The sequence below is a fragment of the Lutimonas vermicola genome, from assembly GCF_038433205.1.
Classification (GTDB): domain Bacteria; phylum Bacteroidota; class Bacteroidia; order Flavobacteriales; family Flavobacteriaceae; genus Lutimonas; species Lutimonas vermicola.
This window is the reverse complement of sequence record NZ_JBCDNA010000001.1, coordinates 1,302,667-1,317,815: the sequence shown is the minus strand read 5'-3', so window position 1 is coordinate 1,317,815 and position 15,149 is coordinate 1,302,667. Positions and strand designations below refer to the sequence as shown.

At 39.0% G+C, this 15,149-nt stretch carries 13 protein-coding genes; 9 read left to right on the top strand and 4 right to left on the bottom strand.

The genetic code is table 11. From position 1 onward, the window contains the following. Positions 1-124: 124 nt before the first annotated feature. The 9 genes from pta (at position 125) to AABB81_RS05850 (ending at position 9,853) form a co-directional block, all read left to right on the top strand. Positions 125-2,212 (top strand): phosphate acetyltransferase, encoded by a 2,088-nt coding sequence (gene pta / locus AABB81_RS05890; RefSeq protein WP_342159242.1) that lies wholly within the window; start codon positions 125-127, stop codon positions 2,210-2,212. Between the two features lie 187 nt (positions 2,213-2,399). Continuing rightward, positions 2,400-3,587 carry an acetate/propionate family kinase gene (locus AABB81_RS05885; protein WP_342159241.1) on the top strand — a complete coding sequence of 396 codons (1,188 nt, stop codon included), beginning with the start codon at positions 2,400-2,402 and terminating at the stop codon, positions 3,585-3,587. 103 nt (positions 3,588-3,690) lie between these two features. Beyond that, the gene (locus AABB81_RS05880; protein ID WP_342159239.1) at positions 3,691-4,203 is read left to right on the top strand and encodes a DinB family protein; all 513 of its coding nucleotides are present in this window, start codon (positions 3,691-3,693) and stop codon (positions 4,201-4,203) included. 156 nt (positions 4,204-4,359) lie between these two features. Beyond that, entirely contained in the window at positions 4,360-6,081 is a 1,722-nt protein-coding gene (locus AABB81_RS05875; RefSeq protein WP_342159238.1) for a GMC oxidoreductase, read from the top strand. A gap of 3 nt (positions 6,082-6,084) precedes the next feature. Next, positions 6,085-6,708 carry a gluconate 2-dehydrogenase subunit 3 family protein gene (locus AABB81_RS05870; protein ID WP_342159237.1) on the top strand — a complete coding sequence of 208 codons (624 nt, stop codon included), beginning with the start codon at positions 6,085-6,087 and terminating at the stop codon, positions 6,706-6,708. A gap of 24 nt (positions 6,709-6,732) precedes the next feature. Next, on the top strand, positions 6,733-7,701 hold the full coding sequence (locus AABB81_RS05865; protein WP_342159236.1) for an SMP-30/gluconolactonase/LRE family protein: 969 nt from the start codon (positions 6,733-6,735) through the stop codon (positions 7,699-7,701). Further along, on the top strand, positions 7,698-8,174 hold the full coding sequence (locus AABB81_RS05860; protein WP_342159235.1) for a gluconokinase: 477 nt from the start codon (positions 7,698-7,700) through the stop codon (positions 8,172-8,174). Before AABB81_RS05865 ends, AABB81_RS05860 begins: the two co-directional genes overlap by 4 nt. After that, positions 8,171-9,571: an NADP-dependent phosphogluconate dehydrogenase gene (gene gndA / locus AABB81_RS05855; protein WP_342159234.1), complete on the top strand. Its 1,401-nt coding sequence runs from the start codon at positions 8,171-8,173 to the stop codon at positions 9,569-9,571. The genes AABB81_RS05860 and gndA overlap by 4 nt, the downstream gene beginning before the upstream one ends. Before the next feature lie 132 nt (positions 9,572-9,703). Continuing rightward, positions 9,704-9,853 (top strand): hypothetical protein, encoded by a 150-nt coding sequence (locus tag AABB81_RS05850; protein WP_342159233.1) that lies wholly within the window; start codon positions 9,704-9,706, stop codon positions 9,851-9,853. Here AABB81_RS05850 and AABB81_RS05845 read toward each other — a convergent pair whose 3' ends face one another. From AABB81_RS05845 to AABB81_RS05830, 4 genes are all read right to left on the bottom strand, one after another. After that, a complete protein-coding gene (locus AABB81_RS05845; RefSeq protein WP_342159232.1) occupies positions 9,854-10,261 on the bottom strand; it encodes a hypothetical protein in 408 nt (135 codons plus the stop codon). It lies immediately after the preceding gene. A 15-nt stretch (positions 10,262-10,276) separates the two neighbouring features. Then, positions 10,277-10,822, bottom strand: a complete 546-nt coding sequence (locus AABB81_RS05840) for a nucleoside deaminase (RefSeq protein WP_342159231.1) — start codon at positions 10,820-10,822, stop codon at positions 10,277-10,279. 64 nt (positions 10,823-10,886) lie between these two features. Then, entirely contained in the window at positions 10,887-12,287 is a 1,401-nt protein-coding gene (gene fumC / locus AABB81_RS05835; RefSeq protein WP_342159230.1) for a class II fumarate hydratase, read from the bottom strand. 126 nt (positions 12,288-12,413) lie between these two features. Beyond that, positions 12,414-14,894 (bottom strand): TonB-dependent receptor, encoded by a 2,481-nt coding sequence (locus AABB81_RS05830; RefSeq protein WP_342159229.1) that lies wholly within the window; start codon positions 14,892-14,894, stop codon positions 12,414-12,416. Positions 14,895-15,149 lie beyond the last annotated feature (255 nt).

The window sequence follows — 15,149 nt, the reverse complement described above, 5'->3', positions numbered from 1 at the left end:
ATTTGAACAGCTAGGCTAATTTATAGAATTAATCTTGTCAAATTAGTGAATATTGTTATAAATGTTATTTGAAAATACTTTGTATTACTTTGAAGATAAGTATCTTTGTGAAAATTTTTTAAGAATGAGCAGAGCCATATATATTGCTACGGTAGAGGCAGAAAGCGGAAAATCAATCATCACCTTGGGTCTGATGCGTATTCTTCTTGGAAGGACCAGGAAAGTAGGATATTTCAGGCCGATTATTGAAGTACCTGACAAGACAAAAAAGGACAACCATATAGAAACAGTTCTGTCTCATTTTAAGCTTGACATGGACTATGAAGAATGTTATGCCTTAACCGGAAATGAAGTCATCAAGAAAAAAACTAAAGGAAACGATAGCGATATACTTGATATTATCATTAAGAAATACAAGGCCTTGGAAGACCGGTTTGACTTTATCCTGGTAGAGGGAACTGATTTTTCGGGTGAAGCTGTATTTGTGGAATTGGATATCAACGTTGTGATCGCTAAAAATCTTGGCATTCCGGTAATACTGGTTGGCAGCGGGAAGGATAAGAGTAATGAAGAATTGGTTACGAATCTGAACCTTGCCTATGATTCTTTTTTGGATAAAGAGGTAAAAGTGCTTGGGATCGTGGCCAATAAGGTTGAGGAGCAGCAGATAAAAACGGTAGCTAAGTCGCTTGAGGAAGCGATTGAAGAGAAAATATTTATCGGGGTAATACCTATGATTCGGAGTTTGAACAATCCCACTATCAAGGAAATTGTTGACGAATTGAAAGCAACTATTTTGATTGGGGAAAATAAACTCGACAATCAGGTTGAAACTTCTGCTGTGGGTGCCATGCAGTTGAGAAATTTTTTGATTCACCTGAAGCCAAATTGCTTGGTGATTACTCCTGGAGACAGAGCCGATATTATCCTGACGTCTCTTCAGGCGAGTATTTCAGAGAATTACCCCAAGATTGCAGGTATCTTGCTTACTGGTGGATTGTTACCGGAGAAACCGATCATGAAATTAATCCAAGGTTTAAAAGAGGTGGTGCCAATTCTTGCCATTAAGAATGGAACGTTTGAAGTGGCAAATAAAATGGGAGCGATAAGGTCACATATTTACCCAAGCAATGAGCAAAAAATTTATACCTCACTTAACACTTTTGATAAATATGTAAATATCAATGATTTAACCAGAAAATATTTAACCTTTAAGCCAAAAGGACTGACACCAAGAATGTTTCAGTATAACCTCCTGAAAAGAGCACAGAAAATCAAAAAGCATATTGTTTTGCCTGAAGGAACTGATGAAAGGATTTTATTGGCAGCAGCCCGCTTAAAAGTGCTTGATGTGGTGGATATTACTTTATTGGGTTCTAAAAGCAGCATTCAGGAAAAGATAAAGGAATTGGGAATCAGTGAGAATCTTGAAAATGTCAATATCATAGATCCGGTAACATCCCCTAAATTTGAAGACTATGCGAACACTTTTTATAAATTGAGGAAACACAAAAACATCAATTTAAATATGGCTCGCGATATCATGCAGGATGTTTCTTTTTACGGCACGATGATGGTTTATAAAGGAGACGCTGACGGAATGGTATCCGGAGCTGTAAATACCACGCAACATACGATTAGGCCTGCATTGCAATTCATCAAGACAAAACCAAATGTATCAGTGGTTTCCTCAGTCTTCTTTATGTGTCTGGATGACCGGGTTTCTGTATTTGGAGACTGTGCGATTAATCCGAATCCAACAGCGGAACAATTGGCTGAAATTGCCATTTCTTCAGCCGATTCCAGTGCGGCCTTTGGTATTGAACCAAAAGTGGCCATGCTCTCTTATTCTTCAGGATCATCTGGTTCGGGTGCAGATGTTGATAAAGTGAGAAAGGCTACAGAAATTGTCAGACAACTCAGGCCAGACATTAAAATCGAAGGTCCAATTCAATATGATGCGGCGGTTGACATTAAGATTGGTAAAAAGAAATTACCCAATTCAAAAGTGGCAGGAGAAGCCAGTGTTTTCATCTTTCCAGATCTTAATACCGGAAACAATACCTATAAGGCGGTTCAAAGAGAAACCGGGGCAATAGCTATTGGTCCTATGCTTCAGGGATTGAATAAGCCTGTAAACGACCTGAGCAGGGGATGCACCGTAGATGACATTTTTAATACCGTAATTATTACTTCCATCCAGGCACAATAGCATCATGAATCATCAGGTCCATAAGCTATTGACCAGTAAGGAGTTTCTATATGCCCAAAATGCTTTTTTCCTGTTAGTTGGTTAAAGGGGGTGTTTTAAAATGAATCGATTGTTGACCACAAATCGCAATTACTGGTTGCTAGATTGAGAAGATCAGTTAATTTTAATTGTAAAGAGAATCAAAATAATGAAAATATTAGTGATCAATTCGGGGAGTTCTTCTATCAAATTTCAATTGATAGTAATGCCCGAAAAAGTAGTTGCCGCTTCTGGAATGGTGGAAAGAATAGGATTGGACAATTCCAAAATTAAGCTTCAGACAAAAGGCAATAAATTTGAGGAAACAAGAGCCATTGAGAATCACGAGCAAGGCCTGGAGTTGGTCGCTAAACTCTTATTGGATGCTTCCGTCGGAGTGTTAAAGGATGCCGATGAGATTGATGCGGTTGGGCATCGGGTAGTTCATGGTGGAGATACTTTTTCAAAAACCGTGCTGATTGACAAAGAAGTAAAAGCGAAGATCAAAGAGCTTTTTAGCCTGGCACCTTTGCACAATCCTCATAACCTTAAAGGAATTGAGGTTGCTGAAAAAATCTTTAAAAAAGCTGCTCAGATCGCTGTTTTTGATACTGCTTTTCATCAAAGTATTCCTGAAGAAGCATTTAGATATGCCATCCCCGAAAAATTTTATCGTGAAAATCAAATAAGAACCTACGGTTTCCATGGTACCAGTCATAAATATGTTTCTCAGCAAGCCATCGCTTATCTGCAAAAGGAAAAGTCAAAAATTATTAGTGTGCATTTAGGAAATGGGTGCAGTATAACAGCTGTAAAAGATGGTAAAAGTGTTGATCATTCCTTAGGGTTTGGCCCGATGAACGGGCTGATCATGGGCACGAGAAGCGGAGATATTGACCAGTCTGTGATCTTTTATATGATGGATGAATTGGGATATAGTTCTGCAGAGGTTAAAAAGATACTTCAGGAAGAAAGCGGGATGCTTGGCTTGACCGGATACAGTGACCTTCGGGAAATTGAAATGAAGGCCGAACAAGGAGATCAAAGTTGCATTCTGGCACTTAAAATGAACGCATATAGGGTAAAAAAATATATTGGGGCTTATGTTTCAGTTCTGAATGGTTTGGATGCCCTTGTTTTTACCGCGGGTATAGGAGAGAATTCGGATATCATGCGAAAACTGATCTGTTCAGATCTCGATTATTTAGGAATTAATCTCGATTTGGACAAAAATGAGGTAAGAAGCAAAGAACTAAGAGAAATTCAAGCTTCAGGGTCAGGGGTTAAAATCATTGTGATTCCGACCAATGAAGAGATTGAGATTGCAATACAATCGTTTGAACTTATCAACAGATAAGGACGCCCAACTGAATAGAGACATTACCTAAATTCATTTATCCTTTATTGAGATTAACAGGAATTATTTAAATTAGCAAAGTTTTATTAATTAAAAAATAAATATGCCCAGGCCTCAAATCGTAGACTATCCTATTTTTTTTAAGCCTTATTTAACTGTTCTGGATAAGAATTTAGGTTTAATTGATCATTTAGAAGCTACGCTTGAGCGTTTTGAACGAATTCTCTACAATGTTGAGGAAGCGAAATATGAATACAGGTATCAGGAAGGAAAATGGACTTTAAAGGAAATCGTCCAACACCTCATTGACGCAGAACGTGTATTTGTTTACAGGGCTTTAAGGTTTTCCAGAAAAGATGAAATTCCCTTACCAGGGTTTGATGAAAATTCTTATGTAGATAATTACGACAGTAACAAGCGTTCTTTTCATGCACTTTGCGATGAATTTTGTTTGGTCAGAAGGGCTACTATATTGATGTTTAAGGATTTTGACAACACTACTTTAGATATTACAGGAACTGTGGAAGGCAATTCAATTTCGGTTAAGGCTCTCGGATTTATATGTAGTGGGCATGTGTTACATCATTTGAATGTAATTGAAGAAAGATATCTTTGAGGGAATATATACAAGGTCTGATTTCTCCTTTTAAATTGAACTATTTATAAATTTTCAGTGAAAAATTGTGAATAGCAAGGAATTTTGATATGGCTATTTTGCAGGAGGGATGATACAAAAACAAATAATTTTTATTACAGTTACCTGAGATTATATATGAAAGCAGAACAAGAAAATGAAAAATTAACGAGCTATGATGCCATAGTAATTGGTACAGGAATTTCAGGAGGTTGGGCGGCAAAAGAACTCTGTGAAAACGGTTTGAAAACCCTTGTTTTAGAAAGGGGTAGGATGGTAAAACATATTATTGATTATCCTACAATGTATAAGGAGGACTGGGATTTTAAGCATCGTAACAAGATAACCGCCGACCAAGAGGAACGCCAGAAAAAACAGTCCAGAACAGGGTATACCACCGAAGAGGAGAGCAAGCATTGGTTTGTTGACGATATTGACCATCCATATAATGAAACCAAGAGGTTTGACTGGATGCGGGGGTATCATGTCGGAGGTAGGTCAATAACCTGGGGCAGGCATTCTTACAGGTTAAGTGAAATGGATTTTGAGGCGAATAAAAAAGACGGATATGGAGTAGACTGGCCCATCAGATACAAGGATATTGCCCCCTGGTATGATAGAGTGGAAGAATATATAGGAGTATGTGGAAAAAATCTCGGTTTGGCCCAATTGCCGGATGGTAAATTAACCGAACCAATGCAGTTGAATTGTGTGGAGGCCGATTTGGTGGATAGGGTTGCGGAGAAAATGGATGGGAGAGTAATTACACATGCCAGAATTGCACATATAACAGGAGACAAGATCCATGAAGGGCGAGTTAAGTGTCAGTTTCGGGATCGTTGCATCAGGGGTTGCCCGTTTGGCGGCTATTTTAGCAGTAATGCTTCGACCTTGCCGGCAGCAGAGCGAACAGGAAACATGACGATAAGGCCTAATTCAATTGCCTATGAAATTGTTTACGACGAGCAAAGCAAAAAGGCATCCGGGGTTAGAATAATTGATGCCGAAACCAAAGAGACAATATTTTTTGAAGCCAAGATCATATTTTGTTGCGCTTCAGCCATTGCTTCGACTGCCATACTGATGCAGTCTAAATCAGATAGGTTTCCAAACGGATTAGGGAACGACAGCGGTGAATTAGGTCATAATATTATGGATCATCAGCTAAGTGTTGGAGCCTATGCCACGGTTAATGAACATCAGGATAAATACTATAAGGGAAGAAAACCTGCCGGGATTTATATCCCCAGGTTTAGAAATTTAGACGAAGATTCTAAGCATCCCGATTTTTTAAGAGGTTATGGGTATCAGGGAAGTGCCAGCAGGGTAAATTGGAGAAGGGCAATAAGCGAATTGAGTTATGGAGAGGACCTTAAAGAAGAATTGATTAAACCCGGTCCCTGGGTCATTGGAATCAGTGGCTTTGGAGAATGTCTTCCCTATCATGAAAACAAAATTTCTTTAAACTATGACAAACCGGATCAATGGGGGCTCCCGACGGTTGATTTTGACGTGGAATTTAAAGAGAATGAGAAATTGATGCGCAACGATATAAAAGCCCAGGCTGTTGCCATGCTCGAGGCAGCCGGGTACGACAACGTTGTTGGTTATGATCATTTAGATAAATTTGCTCCCGGACTGGCAATTCATGAAATGGGCGGGGCACGAATGGGTAGAGATCCCAAGACCTCAGTGCTGAACAAATATAACCAGGTGCATGCAGTTACAAATGTTTATGTAACTGATGGGGCTTGTATGACTTCTTCTGCATGTCAAAACCCTTCACTGACTTATATGGCAATAACTGCAAGGGCAGCCAATTACGCGGCTAAGGAATTTAAAAAGAACAACAAATCATAAAAGATGAATAGGAGAGAAGCGTTAAAAGGTTTGGGGCTCAGTATGGGTTATGTTATTGCAGCTCCTACTGCAATTGGTGTATTACAGTCATGTTCGGGCAAAGAAGAAAGCTGGACTTCTGTATTTTTCACAGAGGACGAAAAACACGTGGTGAAGCACCTTGTAGACATTATTCTGCCTGCAACTGATACTCCGGGGGGTTTAGACCTCAATGTACCTCAGTTTGTAGATATGATGTGTAATGATACACTTAAAGAATCAGATAAAGAACTGTTTCATCAAGGCAGCCGGTTCTTTGCCAATGAATATCAGCAAAGAGTTAAAAAAGACCTTGGAAAATCAAATAAGGAAGACGTGAAACAACTCTTTTCTCTTTATTTTGATCTGGATCAGGCTGAGCAGGACCAGGTAAAATTGTTGCAATCCAGAAGTGTTGAAAATGTTTCGGGAGAAGATATGAAGAATTTTACCATCTATAAATTTCTCTTAATGGTGAGGAGTCTAACTCTTTTGGGTTATTTTACTTCGGAAAAAATCGGTAAGGAAGTGCTGAGTTTCGATCCGATTCCAGGTGCTTATAAAGCATGTATTCCCGTTTCAGAGGTTGGAAATGCCTGGACCATTTAATCGATAACTAAACCTAATGCACAAATGCAAATCAAATTTACGATGCTCATTGTAGGACTTTTAAGTCTTTTAGGCTTTTCATATTATAAGTTACATAAACCAGATCAGGGATCAGACAAGGTGAAAGTTACTATTGAGATAAAATCAAAATTAGGGGAAGGTTCTTTTTGGGATCATCACAATCAGAGGTTATTCTGGGTTGATATAGAAGGTAAAACAGTGCATATCTTTGATCCTGCAACTAAAAAGAGTAAGGCCTTTAATACACCTTCGCGGGTTGGAACTGTCGTACCTAAGAATCGTGATGAAGCGGTTATCGCCCTCGAAGACGGGATTTATTTGATAAACACCAATAACGGAGACTTAAGTTTGTTGTCAGACGTTGAAGCTGAATCAACCGGTAACAGGTTTAATGATGGTAAATGCGATCCTAACGGAAATTTATGGGTTGGTTCCATGCACCTGAAACAATCGGCACCAAAGGGCAATCTTTATAAAATAGATATTAAGGGAACAGCTACTAAAATGCTCGACAGTGTAACAATCTCAAATGGCATTGTCTGGACAAGCGACAATAAAACGATGTACTATATTGATACCCCGACAGGTAAGATTCAAGCATTTGATTTTCATGCCGGCAACAGTACGATATCGAATAAAAGAACAGCAGTGTATATTGATGAGTCATTAGGTTTTGGAGATGGGATGGCGATTGATTCAGAAGACAAACTTTGGGTTGCCTTATGGAATGGCAATGCAGTGGCACGATTTGATCCGCTGACCGGGAAATTGATCGAAAAGATAAATGTTCCCGCTCATAACGTCACTTCCTGTACTTTTGGAGGAAAGAATTTTGAAACCTTGTATATTACAACATCGAGCCTCGATATGACCGAAAAAGAGAATAAGGAGTTTCCATTGGCCGGTTCATTGTTTGAAGTTCGGCCGGGAATAAAAGGAGTGGCAGGTAATTTTTTTAGTCAGAAAAAATGATCATACAGGTGATTGGTGTTAGTGGGTGCGGTAAAACCACCATTGCAAAAAAGCTGTCAGTAGATTTGGGACTTCCCTTTTATGACGCAGATGATTTTCATCCACAGGCAAATATTGATAAAATGCGCAGTGGAAAACCACTCAATGATCAAGACAGGGAATCCTGGCTTGAAACTCTTTCAAAAAATCTTGTGGAATGGGAGAAACAGGGTGGAGCCATATTAGCTTGTTCGGCCCTTAAGGAAAAATACAGGAAAATATTGGCAAAAGGTTTAAACAATTGTTATTGGGTTTTTCTATCCGGATCTTATGATTTGATCTTTGACAGGATGCGTAAACGAAAAGATCATTATATGAGTGAGGAAATGCTGCGCTCTCAGTTTGAGGCCCTTGAAGTTCCAGAATACGGAATCCACGTTGATATTGATAAAACTCCCGAAGAAATAGTTGAAATAATAAAGTCAAGTTTATGAGCAGTAAGAAAAGTGATTTTGGTGTATTTGGCCTTGGAGTAATGGGCAGCAGCATAAGTTTGAACATAGCAGACAAGGGCTATGAATTGTCTGTGTATAACAGGGCTGATTCGGGAGAAGAAGAAGTAGTAAAAAATTTTATTTCGGCAAACGCGGATCGACCTAACATCAAGGGGTTCACCGATCTGAAGTTATTTATAGATTCTATGGCCCGACCGCGAAAGATCCTTATCATGATCAAAGCGGGCCCGGCCGTTGACCTTGTTTTAAACAGTTTGATCCCAATGCTGTCTGAAGGAGACATTATTATCGATGGTGGAAATTCTCATTATTTGAATACAAAAAGGAGGTTTGACTTGGCGCAAAGCCAAGGAATAGAATTTATTGGAGCCGGGATATCAGGTGGCGAGGAAGGTGCCAGAAAAGGGCCTTCAATTATGCCGGGGGGCAGGAAAGAGAGTTATGCCTATGTGTCTGAGATCCTGGAGGCCATTGCTGCTAAAGATGATTTCGGTAAAACCTGTTGTACTTATATCGGGCCTGACGGTTCTGGTCATTTTATAAAAATGGTGCACAATGGCATAGAATATGTTGAAATGCAATTGCTGGCCGAGTTGTATGGATTGATGTCAAAAAGGATGACAAATGATGAAATTGCAGCAGTATTTGAATCTTGGAATAAAGGAAAACTGTCAAGTTACTTGTTGGAAATCACTATATTAATTTTAAGGAAAAAGGAGGGGAGCAGTTATTTGATTGACATGATTTTAGATAAGGCCGGAAATAAGGGGACCGGTTCCTGGTCAAGCAAGGCGGCCTTTGACTTGGGAATTCCCAATACAATGATGTCTGCTGCAGTTTTTGCAAGGTATATTTCATCATTTAAAGAGGTACGGGAAAATATGTCAAAACTGGTTAGAACTGATTCTAATATGGAGCAGGAGTTGAATATCAGTATACTGGAAAAGTCGTATGAATTTGCCAGGCTGGTCAATCATCAGCAAGGATTTAAACTAATGCAACAGGCTTCCGAGTCTTATGGATGGAATCTTGATTTTTCGGAAATTGCCAGAATCTGGTCAAATGGATGTATTATAAAGTCTCATCTTATGAATATTCTTTATAAAGAATTTCAAACAAAAGAGGATCTATTTGAGATGGAAACGGTTAACAAAGCATTGGTCAAGGGCGAATCTGCGACTCGTGAAATCCTGATGACAGCTTTGAGAAGCAGGTTTTCCCTGCACTGTTTTTCGGCTGCTTATCATTATTGGGTGGATATGACTACCGAAAGGTTGCCGGCTAATTTGATTCAGGCTCAGAGAGATTTCTTTGGGGCACACACCTATCAACGGATCGATGCTCCCGAATCAGATTTCTATCACACAAAATGGTGAAGATAGTTTTAAGAACAGCATTGTAACTCATTGTTTTTCAGCTATTTTTAATAGATAATTATAAGACCTTCAATTGGGTTCACATAATAAACAGTGTATTTCTTGCGTTAAGTATAAAAAAATTGCGAAGAAATGAAAAATGACAGAATTGGAACCCCCAAAGGATCTGATAACAAAAAGCGCAGTGAAAAGGAAATCTTTAACAGTAAGGCGCAAAGGATGGCAGAAAAAGAATACCAGGAATATTACGACAAGATCAGGCAGCTAAGCCGGGGTCTATAATCAGCTGTTTTTATAGAAATCTTTCACATAAGCCAATTTCTGGTTATGTGTCATATTTTCGGATGTCTTGGTCTCTTTATGTTTTACGGCTAATTCGGGTACACTCGAAATAAGCTTCTCCAATTTAAATTTTGTTTGAGCAGGACCAAACAGCAAAATCTCATCGGCCGAAGATAATTCCTTTAACACCCGAAGAAGGTATTTCTGCGTGTACTCTTTTAGTTTGTTCTCTTTACCTTTTTCATCCACAAGGAATTGATCACCGAATCTTCCGAATTGTTTTTTTTCTCCATCGATACGAACCCTGGTTTCAATATCAGAATAAATTGTTTTTGAGTAAACGTCATTCTTGGTCAGTGTGATCAAGTTTGCTTCTTTTTGATCGATCCAAATACCTATTTTGCGCATAACGGAACAATTTAGTTAATACTCTATTTTATCTTCTTTCTTTTCCCAGGCTTCAAATGCCTTGATAGCTTCTTTTCTGTTAATTTGTTCAAATGGAATTGTTCTTTTGCCAGGTTCCAAATCCAGCTCTTTGTAAATAAAGTCATCATCAAAACCAATTTTGGCTGCATCAGATTTCTTGCAACCGTAATATACTTTTTTTGGCCTGGCCCAATATATGGCCCCCAGGCACATAGGACAGGGTTCGCAACTGGTATATAAAACACAATCGTCCAGCTGGAATGAATTTAAAGCTTTACAGGCTTCCCTAATCGCAATGACCTCTGCATGGGCCGTCGGGTCATTTGTTGAAGTCACTTTGTTGTTTCCTTTGCCAATTATTTTGCCATCCTTTATAATGATACAGCCGAAAGGTCCACCCTCATTATTCAAAACTCCTTTTATGGCTGCATCGATAGCTTGATCCATATATAGCGCATGGTCAGTTAAACTTGAGTCATTTTCCCCTTCCAGAGCTTTTGCCGCTTCATCGAGGAATTTCTTGTTAAAACTATTGCACATAATTTATTGATCTCTTTTAGCAGAAAAAAAATAATTAAAAAGCCTTCTTTCCTTGCTCTTTTATTTAAACTTTTAAGCTTCCCACCATATCTTCCGGGCGAACCCATTCATCAAACTCTTCTCCTGTTAAATAACCAAGATTAATGGCCTCTTCTCTTAAAGTAGTTCCGTTTTTATGAGCTGTTTTGGCAATTTTAGCAGAGTTTTCGTAACCGATCTTGGTGTTCAAAGCAGTTACCAGCATTAGTGAATTGTTTAAAAGTTGCTTGATCTGGGGATAATTTGGTTCAATTCCAATGGCGCAATTATTATTAAATGACATACAGGCATCTCCAATGAGTTGTGCTGATTGAATTGTATTGGCCGCCATGACCGGTTTAAATACATTTAGTTCATAGTGGCCCGTCATCCCTCCAACGGTTACAGCGACATCGTTTCCGACTACCTGTGCGCAAACCATGGTAAGCGCTTCGGCCTGTGTAGGATTTACTTTGCCGGGCATGATTGATGAACCGGGTTCATTGGCAGGAATAATAAGTTCACCAATACCACTTCTCGGGCCCGATGCCAGCATTCTGATATCATTTGCTATCTTCATCAGTGAGACGGCCAGTTGCTTTAAGGCGCCATGAGTTTCAACCACTGCGTCATGTGCAGCCAGTGCCTCAAATTTATTTTCAGCTGTAATAAAAGGAAGGCCCGTAAATTCTGCAATATATTTTGCCACAAGTTCTGAATATCCTTCAGGAGTATTGATACCTGTTCCGACCGCTGTGCCTCCAAGGGCCAATTCAGACAGATGATCAAGGGTATTGTTCAAGGCTTTTATCCCATGATCAAGTTGTGAAACATAGCCTGAAAATTCCTGGCCTAATGTGAGCGGGGTAGCATCCATAAGATGGGTCCTGCCAATTTTAACGACACTGGAAAACTCAATTGATTTTTGTTGCAAAGTATTGCGTAATTGTTCTACCCCCGGGATGGTTACTTCTACAATTTTTTTATAGATGGCAATATGCATACCCGTAGGAAAAGTGTCATTTGAAGATTGCGACTTGTTCACGTCATCATTAGGATGAATGAACCGGTCACTGCTGTTTAGATCTCCTCCATGATTAACATGAGCCTTATTCGCAATCACTTCATTGCAATTCATATTGCTTTGCGTACCTGATCCTGTTTGCCATATTACCAAGGGAAACTGATCAAACAATTCTCCTGCTAATATTTCATCGCATACTGTTGCAATGGCATCTCTTTTGTCTTTATCAAGAACGCCAAGGTCATGATTGGTATAAGCGGCAGCCTTTTTCAAATAGGCAAATCCTTCTATGATTTCCTTTGGCATCGATGCTTCAACTCCTATCTTAAAATTGTTTCTTGATCTTTCGGTCTGAGCTCCCCAGAACTTGTCTGCAGGAACCTGCACCTCGCCAATGGTATCGTGTTCTATTCTGTATTTCATGGGTAAATATTTTGTCTTACTGATAAGCATCAAAGATACAAAATAGCGCCCAGAAAAGAATTGATATGGACTTGAAATTTCTAATTCAGATCAAGTAATTTTCATGCCTGGGAATGCCTTAATAAGCTATCCCCCGAAACCCTCACCGTCATCTCCGTTCATCCCATTCCGATCACGTTGTCGTTGTTTTTTCTGGTTGAAGCGATATGTAAATGAAAGCCTGAATTGCCTTTCTCTCCATTGAAATTCATTGTTTTCAACAAAAGTGTCAGTAGTCGTTACAGAAACTCTTTTTCGTGAATTGAAAAGATCATCCACATTCAAGACCAAGGTTCCATTTCCTTTTAAAATATCCTTGCTAAAAGCCATATTTGACGCAAACATACCTTCGCTTTTTGATTGGGAATTTTGTCTTGGGCCTCTGTACATTAAGGTTGTTTGCCAGTCTATTGCAGCAGGTAAGGTTATTTTTGAGCTACCCCTGGCGAACCAGCTATAGAATTCAGATCCAAAATCCACACCTTCATATTCTCCTTCAATAGTCGAATTATAGAAGTTAAAGCTGGCATTAAACCTCCAGTTTTTTTTAGGAGTATAGTTGGCAGAGAATTCAAATCCATAGCGATCATCTGTGCTCAGGTTTATCGGTGTCCTCCTGATGATCGGAATACCATCTTCAGTGCTCAATCCGGTGTCTGTGCTTATGAATTGAAAAATGTCAGTAGCATGACTGAAATAAACAGATGTATTAAAGGTTACCTTTTGCCACCTTTTATAATAACCAAGATCAACGCCATGGGATATTGAAGGATCTAAATCAGGGTTTCCCTGAAATATATTTGTTCTGCTCGACTGAGAAGGAAAGGGGTTAATAAACCAGGATCTGGGCCTTCTTATTCGACTGTTGTACCCCAGGGTCAGGTTTTCGGAATCCGAAAATTCGTAAACCAGGTTCGCTGTTGGAAATACGTTCACATAATTCTTTTGATTCACCGAATCAATTTCTTTTCCCGTTGAACGTATGTCTATGTCTGTTCCCTCGATCCTAAGGCCTACCAAAGCTGAGAAATTTCCAAATTTATTACCGTATTGGCCGTAGACAGCACTTACCATTTCATCGTAATCAAACAGGTTCGTCAGACTGTCGTTGACCACAAAATCACCATCATCATTTTCATTGAAAAACCTGTAATCAGTTTCCCTGTTATCGCTGTTGATCCGAAAGCCGATTTCAACCTGCTGGTCTTCGCCAATGGGCAATACATAATCACTTTGAATCAAAAACCGCTTTTGTAATTCATAGGAGTCGAATTTTTCAGAAAGTTGGTCAAACATATTCGGGAAGGTCTCCTCATTGGTGATCAAACTGTTTTCATCATCGCTGTTATCCTGATACTGCAGGTCGAGGTCAATTTGATGTCCTTCTTTTTTAAATTTATGTAAAAAATTAAAATCGTATTGAAAAACATTGTCTTTTGATACTCCATTTTCTATCCGAAGCGTTGAATTGGCAAGGTCACTGAATTCATCAAAAGCATCTGTCATATTTTCAGAAATACGGTCCCTGTCTGAATTTCTGTATAAAAAGCTTCCAGTTATAGAAGTTTCCTTTGCAATATAATACTCAATACCGAAATTGAGATTTAAATTGTTGCCTTTTCTATTGTAGTCAATGGATTGTGCTGTTGAGGCATAAGCCGCGTTTGGTGAAAAATAGGTGGTTTCAGCACTCGAATTACCTGGTGAATCACGGTCTGAATAGCCGATATTGGTAAAAAAATTAACATTTTCAAGTCTGTAATTAAGGCTGGTGGAAAAACCATAGTATTCAGGAAAACCTAAATTAACAGTACCGACTCCGTTAAAACCGGTTATTTTATCCCTTCTTAATATTATATTTAGAATACCTGCTGTACCTTCGGCATCATATCTTGCTGAAGGGCTCGTAATAACTTCTACCTTGGCAATGGCGTCGGCGGGAAATTGTCTCAGGGCTTCTGTATCATTCAATCCTATGAGTCCGCTTGGTTTACCGTTGATAAGTATCCTCACATTCTCATTGCCTCTCAGGCTAACGACTCCCTCGGCATCCACAGTTACCGAAGGCACATTATCAAGCACATCACTTGCTGTTCCTCCTTTTACCGTCATGTCTTTGCCTACATTATAGATCTTCTTGTCCAGTTTCACCTCCATGGTGCTTTTTTCCGCGATTAATTCGACCTCTTCCAGGGCTTCTGCATTCACTTCCATAAGAATTTCGCCAAGATCCATGTCGCCGTTGATCTCAACGTCTTCTATGGAAATCGTTTTAAACGAAAGAAATTCGAAGCTGATATTATAACGGCCTTCTGGGACTTCAACCTTAAATTTCCCCTTTTGGTTGCTTAAGCCCCCATAAACCTGTTTACCTTTGACGGGTCTTAAAATAACAGTGGCAAATTCAAGTGGGATACGAGGGTCTTTTTCAAATATCACTCCACTTAATTCGAACATTTCTCCTTTTTGTTGAGAAGGCCTGTTTGGTCTTTGACCTCTTTCATCTGTCTGTGCTATTCCCAATAGGGGTAAACAGGTAATTAAAAGCAATACAGATAATATTTTCATAAGGTCTTGTATAGGATATGAACTAAGACCGCGAAGATAAAGCCAAGTTTAATAACTGTTTTGTTAAATGTATGTTAAATCAAATGATAAATTACCTTAAGAAGTAATTGTCATTTAAAAAATATGTATTATTTTTGGCACTGATTCAAACAATAGTTACGCACATGGAAATTGGTCAGTTTTTGGGTTTTTTAGTTTTCTTAACGGTCTTTACAATGGGGTTTTGGATGTTGATTTTTTTATTGACCACGGTAG

Excerpts from the sequence above, each read along its gene's own strand:
- pta (WP_342159242.1), top strand. The coding sequence starts at position 125 with ATGAGCAGAGCCATATATATTGCTACGGTAGAGGCAGAAAGCGGAAAA.
- AABB81_RS05885 (WP_342159241.1), top strand. The coding sequence starts at position 2,400 with ATGAAAATATTAGTGATCAATTCGGGGAGTTCTTCTATCAAATTTCAA.
- AABB81_RS05880 (WP_342159239.1), top strand. The coding sequence starts at position 3,691 with ATGCCCAGGCCTCAAATCGTAGACTATCCTATTTTTTTTAAGCCTTAT.
- AABB81_RS05875 (WP_342159238.1), top strand. The coding sequence starts at position 4,360 with ATGAAAGCAGAACAAGAAAATGAAAAATTAACGAGCTATGATGCCATA.
- AABB81_RS05870 (WP_342159237.1), top strand. The coding sequence starts at position 6,085 with ATGAATAGGAGAGAAGCGTTAAAAGGTTTGGGGCTCAGTATGGGTTAT.
- AABB81_RS05865 (WP_342159236.1), top strand. The coding sequence starts at position 6,733 with ATGCAAATCAAATTTACGATGCTCATTGTAGGACTTTTAAGTCTTTTA.
- AABB81_RS05860 (WP_342159235.1), top strand. The coding sequence starts at position 7,698 with ATGATCATACAGGTGATTGGTGTTAGTGGGTGCGGTAAAACCACCATT.
- gndA (WP_342159234.1), top strand. The coding sequence starts at position 8,171 with ATGAGCAGTAAGAAAAGTGATTTTGGTGTATTTGGCCTTGGAGTAATG.
- AABB81_RS05850 (WP_342159233.1), top strand. The coding sequence starts at position 9,704 with ATGAAAAATGACAGAATTGGAACCCCCAAAGGATCTGATAACAAAAAG.
- AABB81_RS05845 (WP_342159232.1), bottom strand. The coding sequence starts at position 10,261 with ATGCGCAAAATAGGTATTTGGATCGATCAAAAAGAAGCAAACTTGATC.
- AABB81_RS05840 (WP_342159231.1), bottom strand. The coding sequence starts at position 10,822 with ATGTGCAATAGTTTTAACAAGAAATTCCTCGATGAAGCGGCAAAAGCT.
- fumC (WP_342159230.1), bottom strand. The coding sequence starts at position 12,287 with ATGAAATACAGAATAGAACACGATACCATTGGCGAGGTGCAGGTTCCT.
- AABB81_RS05830 (WP_342159229.1), bottom strand. The coding sequence starts at position 14,894 with ATGAAAATATTATCTGTATTGCTTTTAATTACCTGTTTACCCCTATTG.